Source organism: Corynebacterium sp. 21KM1197 (assembly GCF_033783015.1).
Taxonomy (GTDB): Bacteria; Actinomycetota; Actinomycetes; order Mycobacteriales; family Mycobacteriaceae; genus Corynebacterium.
The window spans coordinates 94206-111124 of the sequence record NZ_CP123907.1 but is presented as its reverse complement, the minus strand read 5'-3'; the positions used below and the strand labels follow the sequence as shown (position 1 = coordinate 111124).

The following is a 16919-nucleotide window of genomic DNA, read 5'->3' as shown; positions in this document are numbered from 1 at the left end:
AGACCAACAAATTACCTGGTCACAGCCCCAAGATTGCCTTGGCGATGCAGAAGTACACGATCAGGCCGGTGGCGTCGCAGAACGTGGAGATGAACGGATTGGAGAACACCGCCGGGTCCGCCCCCACCGCCTTGGCGATGATCGGCATGGCCCCGCCCACCGTGGCGGACATGGTGCACACCGCCAGCATGGTCAGCCCGATCACCATGCCGATGGGCAGCCCATACACCAGCGTGGCCAGCGTGAAGCCGAGCGATCCCAGCAGCGCACCCAGCACCAGCCCCACCCGCAACTCGCGCCACATCACCTGAGCGACGTCCCTCTTGCGCACGTCCCCCAGCGCCAACGAGCGGGTGACCGTGGTGGCGGCCTGGTTGCCCGTGTTACCGCCCGTGCCGGTGAGCAGCGGGATAAATAAGGAGAGCACCACGGCCTGGGAGAGGGTGGCCTCGAAGGTATCCAGCACCTTCACCGTCAGCAGCGCGGAAACCGCCAGCACCAGCAGCCACACCACGCGGGAGCGCACCAGCTTCAGCAGCGGGGTGGAGAGGTAGGGCTGTTGCAACGGCTCGGCACCACCGGCGCGAGCGGAGTCCTCGGATTCGGCCTCCTCCGCAATGTCGGCGGCGTCGTCGAAGGTGAGGATGCCCACCAGGCGCGTGGAATCATCCACGATGGGAATGGCGAGGTAATCCAGCGGCAGGAACCAACGGGCGGTCTCCTCGGCGTCGTCGTGCGCGTTGGCGTACACCGGCTCCACCATGAGGCTGGCCAGCGGGGTTTCCGGTTCCGCCGTGAACACCTCGCGCAGGGTACACACCCCCACCAGGCGACGGTCCCGGTTGGTGATGGGAATGAGGTAGATCGTTTCCACCTCGTGCGCTTGCCGACGCACCTCCGCCAGCGCCTCCCCCGCCGTCATATCCGCATAGATGGTGGGCACCTCGGGAGACATGCGACGCCCCACCGAGCCCTTGGGGTAGCCCAGCACCACGCCGGTGACATCGCGCTCGGTGGCATCCAGGTTGCGCAGCAACTGCTCCGCGATCTCCGCGGGCAACTCATCGAGGAGGGAGACGCGGTCATCCGGGTCCATATCCTCGAAGAACTCGTAGGTCTCCTTGCTCTGCAAGGCCCCGATGAGATCGGCCTGGTGCGCGGGGTCCAGGGCGTCAAAGACGTCGATGGCGCGGCTCCGGGGCAGCAGGCGCAGAATGAGGGCCGCGCGGGTGGCGGTACTGCGCTCCACCAGCTCGATGACCTCGCGGGTGGGGGTCTGCTCCAGTTCCTGCGCTAACTGCGGGGCGCGGGCGGGATCGAGGTCCAAACGAGCGATCTTGTCAGTGGCCATGAGTGCTCCTGCATCGCGGGGAGATAATGAAAAAGGCCCCGCCTCCACCGTCATCGAGTAGAAACAGAACCTATGCTTGGTGCGCCCGGAGGGATTCGAACCCCCAACCTTCTGATCCGTAGTCAGATGCTCTATCCGTTGAGCCACGGGCGCGTGGCGGAGACGAGAGGATTTGAACCTCCGGTCCCCCGTTAAGAGGACAACTCATTAGCAGTGAGCCCCATTCGGCCGCTCTGGCACGTCTCCTAAACCTCCTAAGAGGATACCCGGTGACTCCCGCGAACCACAAACCGGGTGGCGGGGCGTCGATAAGCCCCTGCGATAAGCCCGGCCGCGATAGACTGTTCGCTATGATTCGCCCCGATCTCGCTTCCATTCCCGCGTACATTCCCGGTGAGAATCTTGAGGAGGCCATCAAGATTTCCTCCAACGAGATGTCCACCCCGCCGCTGCCCTCCGTGGTGGAGGCCATGAATCGCGCCGTGGCCGGGGCAAACCGCTACCCGGACATGGGCGTGAACACCCTGCGGCACCGCCTGGCCGAGCACCTCGGGGTGCCGGTGGAGCAGGTGGCCACCGGCTGCGGCTCCTCGGCGCTGTGCCAGCAGCTCGTGCAGATCACCAGCGGCCCGGACAATGAGGTGATCTTCCCCTGGCGCAGCTTCGAGGCATACCCCATCTTTGCGCAGGTGGTGGGCGCAAAGCCCGTGACGGTGCCCGTGGATTCCGCCGGGCGGCACGACCTCGACGCCATGATCGCGGCCATCACCGAGCGCACCACGCTCATCTTCCTCTGCAACCCCAATAACCCCACCGGCTCCACCCTTACCCAGGCGGAGTTCGACTCCTTCATGGAGCGCGTCCCCAGCCACATCACCGTGGCCCTGGACGAGGCGTACTACGAGTTCAACCGCGCCGAAGATACCCCCGAGGGCACCATCGAGATCGGCCGCTGGCCCAACCTGGTGGCCCTGCGCACCTTCTCCAAGGCCTACGGGCTCGCCGGGGCGCGCGTGGGATACGCCTTTGGCCCCGCCGAATACATCGAGGCCCTCAACAAGGTCTGCATTCCCTTCTCCATCTCCTCCGTGGCCCAGGCCGCCGCCATCGCCTCCCTTGAGGCCGGCCCGGAACTCCTGGCCCGCACCGAGGAGGTGGTGGCGCAGCGCCAGCGCCTGAGCGAGGAGATCGGCTCCCTCCCCTCCGAGGGCAACTTCGTCTGGCTCCCCACCCCGGAGGGCGACCCGGACTACCCCACCCGCATCGCCGACGCCCTGGCCACCCGCCAGATCCTCGTCCGCGCCTTCCCCGACGGCGTGCGCATCAGCGTGACCACCCAGGCCGAGGTGGATCAGGTCATCGCCGCCTGGCGGGAACTGGGCCTGGGCGGGGTTTAGGGGCTGTGCCACAGCGCTAAGGGGTGCCACTAGCGGGTATTCCCGGGGTTTCCGGGGGCTGGTGGCACCCCTTAGCGTTGCTTCCACCCACCCGCTTATCGACGCCCCACCGCTCACTCTCCCGCGCCCGCGCTTAAGGGTGTCAGTGGGGCTGGGATTGAGGCCAGCCGCCTTCTAATGGCACCCCTTGGGATGAGGGGACGTGAGGAAAAGGCGGGCGTGGTTCAGGCGGGGGCGTCGATAAGCGGCCCCCAACCCCAAGGGGTGCCATTAGCGCAATTTTTGGCCGCCGCGCCCCCGAGGCGGCACCCCTTAGAGCTGTGCCCCGAGCCCCCGAGAGCAGCGCCACGCCCCAGCAACACCAAGGGGTGCCGCTAGCCGGGGAATCAGAACCAGCACCCCGCTAATGGCACCCCTTAGCGCCGCTCACCACCACAAGAAAAAGCGGAGACGAGGGGATTTGAACCCCTGGGGCTGTGACACCCGCTGGTTTTCAAGACCAGTGCATTCGGCCGCTCTGCCACGTCTCCTTGCCGCCACGGCGACACTCATCACCCTACCCAACCCGCCCGGAGCCTCTACCCTGGGGGCCATGAAAGCAATCACGCTGACCGACCCTGCCGATCCGCGTTCCCTGGCACTCGTGGAAACAGCGACACCGGAATTACGGTCCGGCGAGGTGCTGGTGAAAGTGCACACCGCCGGGGTGAATCGCGGCGACCTTTTGCAGGCGCGGGGGCATTATCCGCCGCCTCCGGGGGCCTCGGAGATCATGGGTTTGGAGTGCTCCGGCACGATAGTGGACGCCGGGGATACCGGCCGCACCCCTGGGGAGGAGGTGGGGTGCCTGCTGGCCGGGGGCGGCTACGCGGAATACGTGGCGGTGCCGCAGGGGCAACTCGCCCCGGTGCCGCGCGGCCTCACGCTGGCGGAGACTGGCTCGGTGATGGAGGTGGCCTGCACGGTGTGGTCGAATCTGAGCATGGTGGCCGAGTTGCGTGAGGGGCAGCGGCTGCTCATTCACGGCGGGGCCGGCGGGATCGGCGCGTGCGCGATTCAGGTGGCCAAGGCCCTGGGCGCGGAGGTGGCCGTGACGGCCGGTTCGGCGGAGAAATTGGAGTTTTGCCGGGAGCTCGGCGCGGATATTTTGATTAATTATCGGGAACAGGATTTTACGGAGGAACTGCGCGGCTCCTGCGATGTGATTTTGGATATTATCGGTGCAAAGTACCTAGACAGGAATATGCGCTGCTTGGCTCTCGACGGCCGCCTCGTCATCATCGGGCTCCAGGGCGGCATCAAGGCAGAGGTGAATCTGGGTGCCATGCTGCCGCGCCGCCAGAGTATTCACGCCACCACCCTGCGCGCCCGCGATCTGGAGGATAAGGCCGCCATCGTGGCCGCCACCGTGGATAACGTCTGGCCCATGCTCGCCAGCGGCGCGCTCCAACACCGCGTGCACGCCACCTACCCGCTCGCCCAGGCCGCCCAGGCCCACGCCGCCCTGAACAACGGGGAGGTCACGGGCAAGGTCGCCCTGGAAGTCTAGACCTCGCCTAGCCCAGCGAAGCCACCACGCGGGTGAGGTGATCCACATCGTGCCCCTGGTTGAAGGGGGCCAGGGAGACGGTCACCGCGCCGCCGATCTCCTCGATTCCCATCGCCTCCAGCAGGGGGGTGTGGGGGGTGAGGGTGGTGTAGAGGTCATTGTCCAAGAGCCGCTGGTAAACGGTCTGCGCGGGGACGTCGCGCACCGCAAAGGAAATGCGCGGCACCCGATCCACGTGGGCCTCGGCGGCCGCCTCGCCGGAAACCCCGATGATGTGGACGCTCGGCAGGGAGCCGAGGAAGAACACGAGGTCACGGCCCAGGTCGCTGAGGTAATAATCCAGGTGATCCATGCAATAACGCAGCCGCTCCCGGCGGGTGCCCCGCGCGCCCTCCACCAGGGAGGAGAAGTGATCCACCAGGGCGGGAACCCCGCCCGCCAGCCCGGCGGAGATGGGCTCCTCCATGCGCTCGGGACGATCCAGGCGTTGAATCATGCGCTCATCGCGGAAGATCAGCGCGGCCAGTTGCGGCCCACCCAGGGCCGCAAGGTCGAGGGCGATGATGTCCGCGTCCCACTCGCTCGTCTCGATCAGCCGGTACGGGGCGTAGGCCGAGGCGTCCACCAACACCCAGAGCCGGGAGAGTTGGTGCGCGGTTTCCACGATCTCCTTGACCGGGGTGACCACGCCCATCAGGTCATGAGCGGCGGGAATGGTGGCCAGCCGGGTGCTGCGATCCACCAGCTCGGTGTACTGGTACGCGGGGAGTTCCCCGGTAGCGAGGTCGGGCTCGGCCCAGCGGACGTCGGGGACGGCGTCGATAAGCGCCTGCGAAAGCTCCGGCCTATCCAGGCGGGAGGCCACCACGGAGGAACCGTGGCGCAGCATGGGCTTCATGCAGCGCAGCAGGTTGCGGTAGAGGGCGTCGAGGCTGCTGCCCAGCACCACCCGATCCGGCGTGGCGCCCACGAGGTCCGCCACCGCCACGCGCGCGGCCTGAATGTGCAGATCACCCTCCAGGCGGGCGGCGTGGCCGTGCTTGGAGGTCGCGCCACCGCGGATCGGCGTGGGGGCCGTGCGGAAGGCGCGCGCCACCCCCGCCATCACCCGCTCCGGGATCTGCGGCCGCTCGTGCGCGTTGAGGTATGTCCAGCCGTCCCCGAGCGCACTATAAAGCCCCCGAACCCCCGCAACGTCGTAGCCCATAGCCTCCTCTTTCTCACTCCATCACAGCAAAGTGTATTGCCAACCCGTGGCCCACTGCCACATCTGCACGTCAGCGCCCTGATCCCCGTTCTACCACCCCGCCTCCATTAGGCTGGAAAACCATGCAACCCCTCAGAGCAGACATCGCCCGGATGACGGAGGCTACTGGCGACGCCGCCCCCGCCTCCCAGTCCCGCACGTTCCGGGCGGCCTGGGCCGACCTGGTGCGGGGATTCGGGCAGCGCGAACTGTGGCTGCAACTTGGTTGGCAGGACATCAAGCAGCGCTACAAGCGCTCGGTGCTGGGCCCGCTGTGGATCACCATCGCCACCGGCGTGATGGCCCTGGCCCTGGGCCTTTTGTATTCCGTGCTGTTTAATATCCCGCTGGCGGAGTTTCTGCCGCACGTGACGGTGGGGCTGATTATCTGGGGATTCATCTCCGGCTGCATTAAAGAGGGCGCAGATATTTTCATCGACAACGAGGGGCTGATTAAACAACTCCCCTCGGCGCTCTCCGTCCACGTGTACCGGCTGGTGTGGAAGCAAACGCTCTTTTTGGCGCACAACCTGGTGATCTGGGTGGCGCTCATGGTGATCTTTCCCCGACACCTGGGCTGGGACGTGCTGCTCATGATCCCGGCCTTTGCGCTCCTTATTATTAACGGAGTGTGGGTGGCGATGTTCTTTGGCATTATCGCCACCAGATACCGCGATGTATCCCCGCTCCTCGACGCCGGCACCCAACTCCTCTTCTACATCACCCCCATCGTGTGGATGACCTCCACCCTGCGCGACAACATCAACGGCGCGGGCCAGCGCGCCCACCTCGCCCAGCTCAATCCCCTTTATCACTACCTGGAAATCGTGCGCGCCCCCATGATCGGTGCGCCGCTTCCCGCCTATCACTGGTGGGTGGTGCTGGGATTGACCGCCGCCGGACTCACCCTCACCCTCCTGGCCATGCGCCAATGGCGCTTCCGCGTGAGTTACTGGGTATAGGGCCGCTAGGTACAGGGCCCTAGGGCCGAACAGATAGGAAAGGAAGAAACACCGTGGTTTCCATAGATACCCACAACGCCTGCGTGGACTTCCCCATTTTTGACGCCAAATCCCGATCCATGAAAAAAGCCTTCCTGGGGGCCGCCGGCGGAGCGATTGGCCGCAATCAGGAAAACACCGTGGTGGTGGAGGCCCTGCGCGACATTAACCTCCACCTCCGCGAGGGCGACCGCGTGGGCCTGGTGGGCCACAATGGCGCCGGCAAATCCACCCTCCTGCGCCTCCTTTCCGGCATCTATGAACCCACCCGCGGCTCCGCGCACGTGCGCGGACGAGTGGCCCCCGTCTTTGATCTCGGCGTGGGCATGGACCCGGAGATCTCCGGGTACGAAAACATCATCATTCGCGGCCTCTTCCTGGGCCAGACCCGCCGCTCCATGCGCAAAAAAATGGACGACATCGCGGAGTTCTCCGAGCTGGGCGAATACCTCAATATGCCGCTGCGCACCTACTCCACCGGCATGCGCGTGCGGCTGGCCCTGGGTGTGGTCACCTCCATTGAGCCGGAGATTTTGCTTCTCGACGAAGGCATCGGCGCCGTGGACGCCGCCTTCATGGCCAAGGCCCGGGTGCGGCTCCAGGAAATGGTCAAGCGCTCCGGAATCCTGGTCTTTGCCTCCCACTCCAACGATTTCCTCGCCCAACTCTGCAATACCGCGCTCTGGGTGGATCACGGCACGATCCGCCAGGCCGGACTCGTGGACGAGGTGGTGGAGGCCTACGAGGGGCCCGAGGCAGGCAAGCGCATGAGGGAGATGCTGGCCGAGTTCCAGGAGTAGGGGTGGTTTTTGGGGGAGCGTGTGGTTAGGGGTGGGGTGATGCTGGGCGGCGGCGCCCACAGCACTTAGGGGTGCCATTAGTGGGGTGATGGGGACTCGGCGGGGGTCAGTGGCACCCCTTGACGTTGTTGCGGGGTGTAGCGGCGCTGGAATGGGGAATGTCTGGATGGGCGGTTTCACCACCAGACCCACCAGTCACATCCGTTTCACTCTTTTTGGTTCTTTCCTCCCGACCCCCTCCAAGGGGTGCCATTAGCGGGGCGTCGGCAAGCCTCCACCAACCAATGGCACCCCAACGGCCTCAGTTATCCACAACCCCATCACAGCCCGCCCGGTTATCCACAGCCAGGCACCCCATTCGAACATACGTGTCCCAGGCGTGGTCTAGGGTGAGAGCAAGACCGCACCGCTAGGGGGAACCAATGGTACACATGGAAATTGATGGCATTACTGTTGCCTCAACAGCCGAACTCAAACGCATGGGAGAAACACGCTATTCCATCGCTCGCCGCCTCAGGGAGGGTAGCCTCCACAGAATCATTCGCGGGCTCTATTCAGAAGAACCATTAACACCGCACCAATTGTGCGCCGCCTATTCCCTACTCAAACCACATCTGGCCTTCACCGGGGTCACCGCCGTGCAATTATTCCTTAATCAGGAGGTCACGCTTCCCCTGCACGCCGTTGTGCCCAGAGGAAAATCTGAGAAGAATACCCACACTTTGCGGGTCACACGTCGGCGCTGCTTACCCACCACCATGATTCACGGCATAAAAGTCCTCTGCGCCGCCACAGTGGTACGCGATCTTTCACTGCTTTCACCAGCGAGATTGGTATCGGCGCTCCGGTCGGTAAAACGTCGTCTCCGCGATAGCACCCAGGACGTTCTCATGCGTGTTCTGGAGCATCATTACGCGGGCCGAAACGGCACCCCTTCTCTAAAAAAAGACCTCTCCTGCCTGGGCACCGCCTCCCGCAAAGGGCTCTCCGCAGTACTCGGCCGATCCTCCATCGGCGCTGATAGCGAGACGGAGCGCAGGGTTTTCCGCCCCCTCAAAATACACGGCCTCAAGATCACGCAAAACGTGAAGATCGGCAATCACACCTGGGATGCACTCGTGGAGGGAAAATGTAAGATGCTCATCGACATTGACGGGGAGGCATTTCATAGCAATAGCGCGTCCTTTGTCAAGGACCGTTGGAAAACCAATGACGCCATTAGTCAGGGATATTACGCGTTGCGTTATACCTCGGCCTGCGTGGATCATCACTGCGAAAAGGTAGTGGAGGAAATCATCGCTATCGCGCGGGGGCTTCGCTCCCCATTCAGCGACGATCCCGTGTGGCGGTGGCACCGCAGCGTGGCAGAATGTAGGCATGATTCCGCCGCTGCGAAGCTCTGATTCCATTGCCGCCGTCATTGTCACGCACAGGCGAGTCGAACAACTCCGCGCTTCCCTGGAACAGGTATGTCAGCAAACCCGGCCGGTGAAATGGGTCATCGTGGTGGACAACGCCGCCGAGGACTCCGTGCGCCGCCTCCTCGATGAGGTAGCCGGGGATCGCGGAATCTACCTGCCCAGCCGCACAAATCTCGGCGGCGCCGGCGGTTTCGCCTACGGATTCCTCACCGCGCTAGCCCTCGGGGCCGACGCCATCTGGTGCGCCGACGATGATGGGCGCCCCCAGGATCATCACGTCCTGGCCACGCTTATCGACGCCGCCGCCCGGCACCGTCTCCACGAGGTCTCGCCCGTGGTGTGCAACATCGACACCCCAGAACGACTCGCCTTCCCTTTGCGCCAGGGGGTGACGTGGAAACGCACCGTGAATGAATTAGAAGGAGACTTCATTCCGGGGATCGCCAGCCTGTTTAACGGTGCGCTCATCTCGGCGCGCGCCATGGAAATCATCGGCGTACCGGACTATCGCCTGTTTATTCGCGGCGACGAGGTGGAATATCACCGCCGTCTTGTTCGCTCGGGCCTACGCTTTGGCACCGCGCTGACCACCGCGTATCTCCACCCCGATGGCTCGGACGAGTTCAAACCCATTCTGGGTGGGAAAATGCACACCCAATACCCCAGCAGCGAGTCCAAGAGATTCTTCACATACCGCAACCGCGGATACCTCATGAGCCAACCCGGTATGCGCAAACTCCTCCCCCAGGAATACGCGCGCTTTGCCTGGTTCTTCCTAGTCCAAAGGCGCGACCCGGCCGGGTTCAAGGAATGGCTCTCCCTCCACCGGCTCGGCCGCCGCGAACGATTCCGTCGCCCGGAATAAGCCGGAATGAGCCCGCACCACCTGCGCACCCAACACGAAGGGGTGCCACCTCCGGGTGTGGGAGCCCAATCCACCGCCTAATGGCACCCCTTAGCGCCGATGCCGATGGGGCCGCCAGCCAACGGCAACCCAGCAACCCAGCCAGCAGCAACTGCCAACGCGAGCCCCCCCCCGCACAAACCAACCGCAAACCACCCCCAGCAACTCACTTAACCCGGAAAATGAAAGTCCGCTGCATCACAAAGTTGATCACCGTGGCCGTGCCCTGGGAGAGCACAAAGGCCACCACCAGGGCGATGTTGTGGTCCCAACCCCAGTCTTGGAAAAGCCGCTGCCCCAAGGTTTGGCCGCCCACGTTCACACCATAGGTGATCGCATAAAGGCCCATGACCGCCAGGAACCGCCGCCAGGAGGGTTCGGCGCGGAAAGTCCAGCGGCGGTTGATCATGTAGGCCACGAGCGTGCCAAAGATAAAGCCGATGGTGCGCGAGGCGGGAATGCTCATGCCCACCACCACGTTGCATATCCAGGTCAGTCCCAGATCCACCACGGCGGAGATGCCACCACTGATAAGAAAACGGATGCCCTGGCTCTTTAAATCCTGCACGGGGCCTCAGCCTACTTCAGCGCGGCGCTCAACACCGCCCCCGCACCAGAACCGCCAGAACCGCCAGAACCTCCAGAGTCGCCAGAAACACCACCAGCACCCCCACCACAGAAAACATCCCCGCTCAAAAGCACCCGGTACAACTCCAGGCGCTCCACCGGGGGCGCCTGGTTCTCTCCGCAGCCGCCCATCGCGGCCAGCCGATCCAGGGACTCCGCGCACCAGGCCCGCACCACGCGGCCGCTTAACCGAGCCTCATCCACACAATCCCCGTATCCCAGCGCCTCCATCGCGGCCACCATCACCTCATCGGCCACGGCCTCGCCGGAAAAACAGGCAAAGCCCAGCAGCGCGCACCAAAAAGCATCGGCGCCGACCTGGTCTTTTTCCACCGGCAGCTCCGCCACCTTCCCCGCCACGGCCCCACTTTCCGAGCCCGTCGAGCCCACAAAACCACAACCCACATCCAGGGCCTGAAGCAGCGGCACGAAGTCCATCAGGTTCCCCCGCGAAAGCACCGAGCGCACCTCGGGTCGTACCCGATCCATCACCTCGCGCGTGGCCGCGCCGCCCATCAGGGCGGCGTTGATGGTGGCCAGGTCGAAGGGCGCGTCCCGGAAACTCCCGGAGCCGCCCACGCACAGCGCCCAGGGGGTGTGGGCGTCGCGCACAAAAACGCCCACCACGCTGAGGCGGATCTGCCACAGTCCCCACTCGTAGGTCAGGTGCTCGCCCACCGCACCCAGGTGCGTGTCAATGCGCTCGCTACCGTCCACGCCCCGCCCTCCCGCGTCGGTGGAGTGCTGAAAACCCCAGGTGGGGGCGTCGATAAGCCCAAAGCAGGTGCCCAGCACGCGGTGCAGATCGTGCAGGTGGCGGGAGGCATCGATGCCGATGTGCCGGTGGACTTCTCCGGTGAGGCTGGCGGCCCGGAGCAGCACGGTGGTGGGTTCAGGCCGCATGGTGCTTCAGCGGCAGGGGCCTGATCTCCTTGCCAAAGACCTCCTGGAGGTGCTTGCGGGAGCGGCGCTGCGTCTCCAGGGTGTGCCACTGCTGCACGAGCTGCGCGAGCGCGGTGGCGGTGACCCAGGCCCGGCGCGCGGCGGGTTCGCCCTGGTAGGCGGCGGAAATCTGGTCGAGGTCGGGCTCCACCAGGGCGTCGAGCCGCAGGCCGGTGACCTTGTCCCCGCAGGCCTCGCGGATCCGCTCGCGCTCCTCGTTCATCGCCGCCGCGAGTTCGCGCACCGCCTCGGCCCCGGGCCGCACCTGCACCGCGCCCACCAACAGATCCGTGGGGTCCGCCACGATCCACGCCCCGGACATCACGGCAGTGTCCCCCACGGTGGTCTGCACGTGCCACACCACCGTGGCTTCCTCCTGCTTATCGACGACCGCGATCATGCCACGTCCGCCTCCGATTCCAGCGCGGCAAAGACCACCACGGCCGCCGCCACCCCCAGCACGGTGTGGGGGCGATTGATGCCGCAGCGGCGCAGCCACCCGGCCGCCCAGACGCGGATCTTGTGGTTCAGCACCGGCATGGCCACCAGCAACGCGAACCCCACCGCCAGCGCCACCCTGGTCTGGGTGGCGCTAAGGTCTATCTCCTTGGGCTTTTCCACCGGGGTATCCTCCCCCCGGCCCAGCGCCACCGCCGTGGCGACCCCGCCTCCCACCAGGGCCGTCTTGATGACACCGCGCGCCACCCGCGAGGGCACGTAATCCGGCAGCGCCTCCCACGCTCCCACAAAGGCCGCCTGCCCCAGTCGCCTGGTGCGCGTGGCGTTCAGGGTGGATTGATTCTTCTGCGTCATGCCCACCACCCTAGCTATCCTTGGGAGCCATGTTCGGAAGAAAAGGTCAGCCGGAGCACCACGAGGCGGCGCAGCGCACCAACCTCCCCCTGGATGACTTCATGACGCGCCTCATGGCCCAGGAACTCCCCCTGCTCGATTCCACCAGCCGGGTGCTGGTGTACCAGGAATTGCGCGATTATCAGGGCCCGGAGATCACCTCGCAGGAGGAACTGCCCGCCCGGGTGCGGGAGATCATGGATTTGTGATCCGCGTCGATCCGCCTCAATCCGCGCCGTCGCCGGGCACCCGGCCTGCACCGGGGCGCTAAGGTGGGTGCAGTATCTAGTACGCCTTTCTTTCGGAAAGATTCCTTTTAATATGGCATTCCAGACCAAGGAACAATCCCTCTACGGATGGGGCCGCACCGCGCCCTCCACGGCCCACGTGCTCTCCACCCCGGACGTGGAGACGATCATCGAGGCCGTGGCCCAGGTGGCGGATGAGAACTCCACCAAGCCCGAATACGCCCGGCGCGGCGTGATCGCCCGCGGCATGGGCCGCTCCTACGGCGACCCGGCCCAAAACGGCGGCGGCCTGGTGGTGGACATGCAGCCGCTCAATCGCATTCACTCCATCGACCCGGATTCCGCCCTGGTGGACGTGGACGCGGGCGTGACGCTCGACCAGTTGATGAAGGCCGCCCTGCCCTATGGCCTGTGGGTTCCGGTGCTGCCCGGCACCCGCCAGGTGACCATCGGCGGGGCGATCGGCCCGGATATTCACGGCAAGAATCACCACTCGGCCGGTTCCTTTGGTAATCACGTGGCCGCCATGGAACTCCTGGTGGCCGATGGCCGCGTGCTGCACCTGGAGCCGGAGGGTTCCCCGGACGATCCCGAGGGCGAACTCTTCTGGGCCACCGTGGGCGGCATGGGTCTGACCGGCATCATTCTGCGCGCCACGATCCGCATGACCAAGACGGAAACGGCCTTCTTCATCGCGGATACGGACCGCACCAATACCCTCGATGAGACCATCGCCTTCCACTCCGATGGCTCCGAGGTGAACTACACCTATTCCTCCGCGTGGTTCGACGCCATCTCCCCCGCCCCCAAACTCGGCCGGGCCACCATCTCCCGGGGCTCCCTGGCCACCCTGGATCAGTTGCAGGAACTGGCCCCCAAACTGGCCAAGGACCCCCTGAAGTTCCACGCCCCGCAACTGATGACGGTACCGGACATCTTCCCCTCCTGGACGATGAACAAGCTCAGCCTCTCCGCCGTGGGCCAAGCCTACTACCTGATGGGCTCGCCCGCGCGGAACCAGGTGAAAAACCTCACGCAGTTCTACCAGCCCCTGGACCTCATCGGGGAGTGGAACCGCGGCTACGGCGCCAAGGGCTTCCTGCAATACCAGTTTGTGGTGCCGATGGAGGCCGTGGAGCCGTTCAAGGACATCATCAAGCAGATCCAGGCCTCCGGGCACTACTCCGCCCTCAACGTGTTCAAACTCTTTGGCCCCGGCAACCGCGCCCCGCTCTCCTACCCCATGCCGGGGTGGAACGTGTGCGTGGACTTCCCCATCCGCCCGGGCCTGGGCGAACTCCTCGACGACCTCGACCGCCAGGTGATGGAGTTCGGCGGCCGCCTCTACCTGGCCAAGGAATCCCGCACCTCCGCCGAGAACTTCCACGCCATGTACCCCGGCATGGAGGGCTGGCTGCGCACCCGCAACGCCATCGACCCCACCGGCGTCTTTGCCTCCGATATGTCCCGCCGCCTCGAATTGTGCTAAGGAGTACCCCCAATGTTGAACGCAGTGGGCCAAGCCCAAAACATCCTCTTGCTCGGCGGAACCTCGGAGATCGGCCTAGCCATCGTCTCCGAGTTCCTGCACCGCAGCCCCGCCCGCGTCACCCTGGCGGCCCGCGCCGCCAGCCCGCGTATCGACGCCGCCGTAGCCCAACTCACCCAGGCCGGTGCCACGGAGGTGGAGGTGCTCGACTTCGACGCCACCGCCTTTGATACCCACCCCGAGGTGGTGGAACGGGCCTTTGCCCACGGCGACGTGGACGTGGCCATCGTGGCCTTTGGCAGCCTGGGCGACCAGGAAGAACTCTGGCAGGACCAGGCCAAGGCCGTGGCCAGCGCCCAGGTGAATTACACCGGGCCCCTCTCCGTGGGCGTGCTCCTGGCTCAGGCCATGAAGAAGCAGGGCCACGGCACCATCGTGGCGCTCTCCTCCGTGGCCGGGGTGCGGGTACGCCGCTCCAACTTTGTCTACGGCGCCTCCAAGTCCGGCCTCGACGGCTTCTACACCCAATTGGGGGAGGCCCTGCGCGGTTCCGGTGTGAATGTCCTCACCGTTCGACCCGGCCAGGTGCGCACCAAGATGACCGCCGGGGTCAAGGAGGCCCCGTTCACGGTCTCCGCCGAGCGCGTGGGCAAGGACACCGTGGAGGCCGTGGCGAGTGGCAAGGACATCCTCTTTGTCCACCCGGCCTTCCAGTTGGTGACCACGGCCTTCAACTTCATTCCGCGCCAGATCTTCCGGCACCTGCCCTTCTGAACGGCTTCCTCACCACTCCACCAACACTAAGGGGTGCCATTAGCGGGGGATCGGCGCCCGCCCCGCCCCCAATGGCACCCTTTGGGGTGGTGGTGGGGGGTGGAGCGGGGCGGGAGTGAAACAGAATCAGCCAGACCCAGGAATAGGGCCAGCGGTCGGGGAGGTGACCCCCACCACCAAAGTGAGAGGTGCGGGGCCGCATGCGGGAGGGAGGGCGTCGAAAAGCGGCGCAAGGGGTGCCACTAACCCGCGCCTGTCGCCCAACCCCGCCCCAGTGGCACCCCTTAGACTGTTGCCCATGAGTTCTACAGACCGTTTGGGGCGGCGCGGCACCCTGCTGGCAATGGCCCTGGCCCCCCTCGCCGGGGCCGCGCTGACCCTGGTGCTCTGGTTCCTGGCCAAGCAGGTGACGCTCCCGGCGTTTAGCACCTCGATGGTCACGCGCGCGCTCGCCACGGCGGGCAGCGCGGCGGTGATCGTGGTGGTGGGTGTGTTGATGGCCTGGTGGCTGCGCGGCGGCGCGATTCCCCGGTGGCGGCGCGCACTTACGTACACGGCGGCGTACCTGGCCCCGGCAGCGCTGGTGTTTAGCACCACGGGCATGCCACTTTCGGCCACCCGCCTGTACATTGACGGCCTCCAGGTGGATCAGGCGTTCCGCACGCAGTTCCTCAGCCGCATGGCGCAGACCACCTCGCTGGCGGACATGAACTACATCGACATGCCCACCTATTACCCGCCCACCTGGTTCTGGCTGGGCGGCCGCATGGCCAACCTCCTGGGCATGCCGGGCTGGGAGGTGTACCAGCCGTGGGCGCTCGTCTCGATCGCGGCGGCCGCCTGCCTGCTGGTGCCGGTGTGGCAGCGGCTGCTGGGTTCCCTGCCCGCCGCCGCCGCGATCGCCCTGGTGAGCACCTGCCTCATGCTGCAACTCGGGCCCCAAGAGCCCTATGCCATCATCGTGGCGCTGGGCGTGCCCGCGCTGTCCCTGATCGCGCGCAGGGCGCTGTCCGGCTCCTGGTTCGCCACGGCGGGCGTGGCGGTGTTCCTGGGAGCCTCGGCCACCATGTACACGCTCTTTACCGCCCTGGCCGCCGGTTCCGTGGTGGTCATGGCGCTGGTGCTGGCCGCCGCGCGCCGGAGTTGGCGGCCTCTGCTGCACCTGGTGGTGGCGGGCACCGGCTCCATCCTCCTCGCGCTGAGCACCTGGGGCCCCTACCTGTGGGCCACGCTGCACAGCCGGGAGCGCTCGGGAGCCACGGCCATGCACTACCTGCCCGGCGAGGGCGCGGAGTTCCCGCTGCCCTTCCTCGCGGCCTCCATCGTGGGAGTGCTGTGCATGGTGGGGCTGGTGTACCTGGTGTTGCATTGGCGACGCCCCGCCGAGGGCGCCCTCCTGCTGGTGTTGCTGTGCCAGTACGCCTGGTGCCTGGCCTCGATGGTGCTGACCATCGGCGGGGTGACCTTGCTGGGATTCCGCGTGGAAATGCTGGTGGCCCTGCAACTGGCCACCGCCGGCGTGATGGGCTTCGGCTGGCTGCGCCGCCAGGGGCTGCGCTCCCTGTACCCGGATCGCTTCTCCCCCCGCTGGCAGCAACCCATCACGCTGGCCCTGGTGGCGGTGCTGAGCCTGGCCGGGGTGAAATACGCCCAAGACATTCCCACCCACCACCAGGAAAACCTGGACTACGCCTACTCGGACACCGATGGCTACGGGGAGCGCGCCGATCGCTTTGCCCCCAACGCCGCCCAGTACTACGCCCAGATCGACGAGGAGATTCGCCGCCACGGCCACGACCCCGCCGATACCGTGGTGCTGGCAGATGAGAACCGCTTTATGAGCTTCCACCCCTATCACGGGTTCCAGGCCTTTACCAGCCACTACGCCAATCCCCTGGGGCAGTTTGACCGGCGCAACGCCGCCATCGAGGACTGGGCCCTACGCTCCTGGGAAGAACTGGCCGACCCCGCGGATTTCGACGCCACCGTGGCCGCCGAGGCCCAGGAACGCTCCTGGCGGGCACCGGACGTGTTCCTCTTCCGGGGCGACCTGGAGGCGGAGGCCGCCGCCTCGGGCTCGGCCCTGGGGGAAACGGACTCGGCGGGGGCCGACTCCGAAGAAACCACCTCCGGCTTCAAGATCCACCTCGCGGAGGACATCTACCCCAATCACCCCAACATCAGGTATAAGGGAGTGTTCTTCAACCCCGCCTCCTTTGCGGATTCCCGCCGCTGGGACATGACGCAGATCGGCCCCTTCGTGGTGGTCACCCGAGTCACGGAGGGAGCCTGACCCGCCGGTGCCGTAGACTAACGGG

General features: G+C 65.7%; 16 protein-coding genes and 3 tRNA genes. 10 read left to right on the top strand and 9 right to left on the bottom strand.

What is annotated here, in order from left to right:
- Positions 1–19 precede the first annotated feature (19 nt).
- From mgtE to OLW90_RS00515, 3 genes are all read right to left on the bottom strand, one after another.
- A complete protein-coding gene (gene mgtE, locus OLW90_RS00525; RefSeq protein WP_319650344.1) occupies positions 20–1351 on the bottom strand; it encodes a magnesium transporter in 1332 nt (443 codons plus the stop codon).
- A gap of 77 nt (positions 1352–1428) precedes the next feature.
- Positions 1429–1504: transfer RNA gene (locus OLW90_RS00520), tRNA-Arg, on the bottom strand.
- A 1-nt stretch (position 1505) separates the two neighbouring features.
- Positions 1506–1597 (bottom strand) — tRNA-Ser (locus tag OLW90_RS00515).
- Positions 1598–1701: 104 nt separating this feature from the next.
- Between OLW90_RS00515 and OLW90_RS00510 the strand changes: the two genes are divergently transcribed.
- The gene (locus OLW90_RS00510; protein ID WP_319651892.1) at positions 1702–2748 is read left to right on the top strand and encodes a pyridoxal phosphate-dependent aminotransferase; all 1047 of its coding nucleotides are present in this window, start codon (positions 1702–1704) and stop codon (positions 2746–2748) included.
- A 445-nt stretch (positions 2749–3193) separates the two neighbouring features.
- Here the strand turns inward: OLW90_RS00510 and OLW90_RS00505 are convergent.
- Positions 3194–3278: transfer RNA gene (locus tag OLW90_RS00505), tRNA-Ser, on the bottom strand.
- Between the two features lie 62 nt (positions 3279–3340).
- Here OLW90_RS00505 and OLW90_RS00500 point away from each other — a divergent pair.
- Positions 3341–4297: an NAD(P)H-quinone oxidoreductase gene (locus tag OLW90_RS00500; RefSeq protein WP_319650343.1), complete on the top strand. Its 957-nt coding sequence runs from the start codon at positions 3341–3343 to the stop codon at positions 4295–4297.
- 7 nt (positions 4298–4304) lie between these two features.
- Here OLW90_RS00500 and OLW90_RS00495 read toward each other — a convergent pair whose 3' ends face one another.
- Complete coding sequence (locus tag OLW90_RS00495) at positions 4305–5504, bottom strand: aminotransferase class V-fold PLP-dependent enzyme (protein WP_319650342.1); 1200 nt, start codon at positions 5502–5504, stop codon at positions 4305–4307.
- Between the two features lie 122 nt (positions 5505–5626).
- Between OLW90_RS00495 and OLW90_RS00490 the strand changes: the two genes are divergently transcribed.
- The 4 genes from OLW90_RS00490 to OLW90_RS00475 all read left to right on the top strand — a co-directional run bounded on the left by OLW90_RS00490 (position 5627) and on the right by OLW90_RS00475 (position 9630).
- On the top strand, positions 5627–6505 hold the full coding sequence (locus tag OLW90_RS00490; protein WP_413464479.1) for an ABC transporter permease: 879 nt from the start codon (positions 5627–5629) through the stop codon (positions 6503–6505).
- Positions 6506–6558: 53 nt separating this feature from the next.
- On the top strand, positions 6559–7344 hold the full coding sequence (locus tag OLW90_RS00485) for an ABC transporter ATP-binding protein (protein WP_319650341.1): 786 nt from the start codon (positions 6559–6561) through the stop codon (positions 7342–7344).
- A gap of 431 nt (positions 7345–7775) precedes the next feature.
- Entirely contained in the window at positions 7776–8747 is a 972-nt protein-coding gene (locus tag OLW90_RS00480) for a type IV toxin-antitoxin system AbiEi family antitoxin domain-containing protein (RefSeq protein ID WP_319650340.1), read from the top strand.
- Positions 8722–9630, top strand: coding sequence for a glycosyltransferase family 2 protein (locus tag OLW90_RS00475; protein ID WP_319650339.1), 909 nt, complete (start codon positions 8722–8724; stop codon positions 9628–9630). The genes OLW90_RS00480 and OLW90_RS00475 overlap by 26 nt, the downstream gene beginning before the upstream one ends.
- A gap of 205 nt (positions 9631–9835) precedes the next feature.
- On the opposite strand, the gene OLW90_RS00470 is transcribed toward OLW90_RS00475, so the two are convergent.
- Genes OLW90_RS00470 through OLW90_RS00455 form a run of 4 tightly spaced genes read right to left on the bottom strand, consistent with a single transcriptional unit; the run spans position 9836 to position 12051 of the window.
- The gene (locus OLW90_RS00470; protein WP_319650338.1) at positions 9836–10237 is read right to left on the bottom strand and encodes a GtrA family protein; all 402 of its coding nucleotides are present in this window, start codon (positions 10235–10237) and stop codon (positions 9836–9838) included.
- Between the two features lie 11 nt (positions 10238–10248).
- Entirely contained in the window at positions 10249–11199 is a 951-nt protein-coding gene (locus OLW90_RS00465) for a hypothetical protein (RefSeq protein WP_319650337.1), read from the bottom strand.
- On the bottom strand, positions 11189–11638 hold the full coding sequence (locus OLW90_RS00460; protein WP_319650336.1) for a hypothetical protein: 450 nt from the start codon (positions 11636–11638) through the stop codon (positions 11189–11191). The genes OLW90_RS00465 and OLW90_RS00460 overlap by 11 nt, the downstream gene beginning before the upstream one ends.
- Positions 11635–12051, bottom strand: a complete 417-nt coding sequence (locus tag OLW90_RS00455; RefSeq protein ID WP_319650335.1) for a hypothetical protein — start codon at positions 12049–12051, stop codon at positions 11635–11637. The genes OLW90_RS00460 and OLW90_RS00455 overlap by 4 nt, the downstream gene beginning before the upstream one ends.
- Positions 12052–12080: 29 nt before the next feature.
- Here OLW90_RS00455 and OLW90_RS00450 point away from each other — a divergent pair, with 29 nt between their 5' ends.
- The 4 genes from OLW90_RS00450 (at position 12081) to OLW90_RS00435 (ending at position 16894) form a co-directional block, all read left to right on the top strand.
- Positions 12081–12299 carry a hypothetical protein gene (locus OLW90_RS00450; protein ID WP_319650334.1) on the top strand — a complete coding sequence of 73 codons (219 nt, stop codon included), beginning with the start codon at positions 12081–12083 and terminating at the stop codon, positions 12297–12299.
- A 112-nt stretch (positions 12300–12411) separates the two neighbouring features.
- Positions 12412–13827 (top strand): FAD-binding oxidoreductase, encoded by a 1416-nt coding sequence (locus tag OLW90_RS00445; protein ID WP_319650333.1) that lies wholly within the window; start codon positions 12412–12414, stop codon positions 13825–13827.
- A 12-nt stretch (positions 13828–13839) separates the two neighbouring features.
- Positions 13840–14601 (top strand): decaprenylphospho-beta-D-erythro-pentofuranosid-2-ulose 2-reductase, encoded by a 762-nt coding sequence (locus tag OLW90_RS00440; RefSeq protein WP_319650332.1) that lies wholly within the window; start codon positions 13840–13842, stop codon positions 14599–14601.
- 298 nt (positions 14602–14899) lie between these two features.
- Complete coding sequence (locus OLW90_RS00435) at positions 14900–16894, top strand: galactan 5-O-arabinofuranosyltransferase (RefSeq protein ID WP_319650331.1); 1995 nt, start codon at positions 14900–14902, stop codon at positions 16892–16894.
- Positions 16895–16919 lie beyond the last annotated feature (25 nt).

What these genes read in the sequence shown, in the direction of transcription:
- mgtE (WP_319650344.1), bottom strand. Translation starts at nt 1,351, where the DNA reads ATGGCCACTGACAAGATCGCTCGTTTGGACCTCGATCCCGCCCGCGCC.
- OLW90_RS00510 (WP_319651892.1), top strand. Translation starts at nt 1,702, where the DNA reads ATGATTCGCCCCGATCTCGCTTCCATTCCCGCGTACATTCCCGGTGAG.
- OLW90_RS00500 (WP_319650343.1), top strand. Translation starts at nt 3,341, where the DNA reads ATGAAAGCAATCACGCTGACCGACCCTGCCGATCCGCGTTCCCTGGCA.
- OLW90_RS00495 (WP_319650342.1), bottom strand. Translation starts at nt 5,504, where the DNA reads ATGGGCTACGACGTTGCGGGGGTTCGGGGGCTTTATAGTGCGCTCGGG.
- OLW90_RS00490 (WP_413464479.1), top strand. Translation starts at nt 5,627, where the DNA reads ATGCAACCCCTCAGAGCAGACATCGCCCGGATGACGGAGGCTACTGGC.
- OLW90_RS00480 (WP_319650340.1), top strand. Translation starts at nt 7,776, where the DNA reads ATGGAAATTGATGGCATTACTGTTGCCTCAACAGCCGAACTCAAACGC.
- OLW90_RS00475 (WP_319650339.1), top strand. Translation starts at nt 8,722, where the DNA reads ATGATTCCGCCGCTGCGAAGCTCTGATTCCATTGCCGCCGTCATTGTC.
- OLW90_RS00465 (WP_319650337.1), bottom strand. Translation starts at nt 11,199, where the DNA reads ATGCGGCCTGAACCCACCACCGTGCTGCTCCGGGCCGCCAGCCTCACC.
- OLW90_RS00460 (WP_319650336.1), bottom strand. Translation starts at nt 11,638, where the DNA reads ATGATCGCGGTCGTCGATAAGCAGGAGGAAGCCACGGTGGTGTGGCAC.
- OLW90_RS00455 (WP_319650335.1), bottom strand. Translation starts at nt 12,051, where the DNA reads ATGACGCAGAAGAATCAATCCACCCTGAACGCCACGCGCACCAGGCGA.
- OLW90_RS00450 (WP_319650334.1), top strand. Translation starts at nt 12,081, where the DNA reads ATGTTCGGAAGAAAAGGTCAGCCGGAGCACCACGAGGCGGCGCAGCGC.
- OLW90_RS00445 (WP_319650333.1), top strand. Translation starts at nt 12,412, where the DNA reads ATGGCATTCCAGACCAAGGAACAATCCCTCTACGGATGGGGCCGCACC.
- OLW90_RS00440 (WP_319650332.1), top strand. Translation starts at nt 13,840, where the DNA reads ATGTTGAACGCAGTGGGCCAAGCCCAAAACATCCTCTTGCTCGGCGGA.
- OLW90_RS00435 (WP_319650331.1), top strand. Translation starts at nt 14,900, where the DNA reads ATGAGTTCTACAGACCGTTTGGGGCGGCGCGGCACCCTGCTGGCAATG.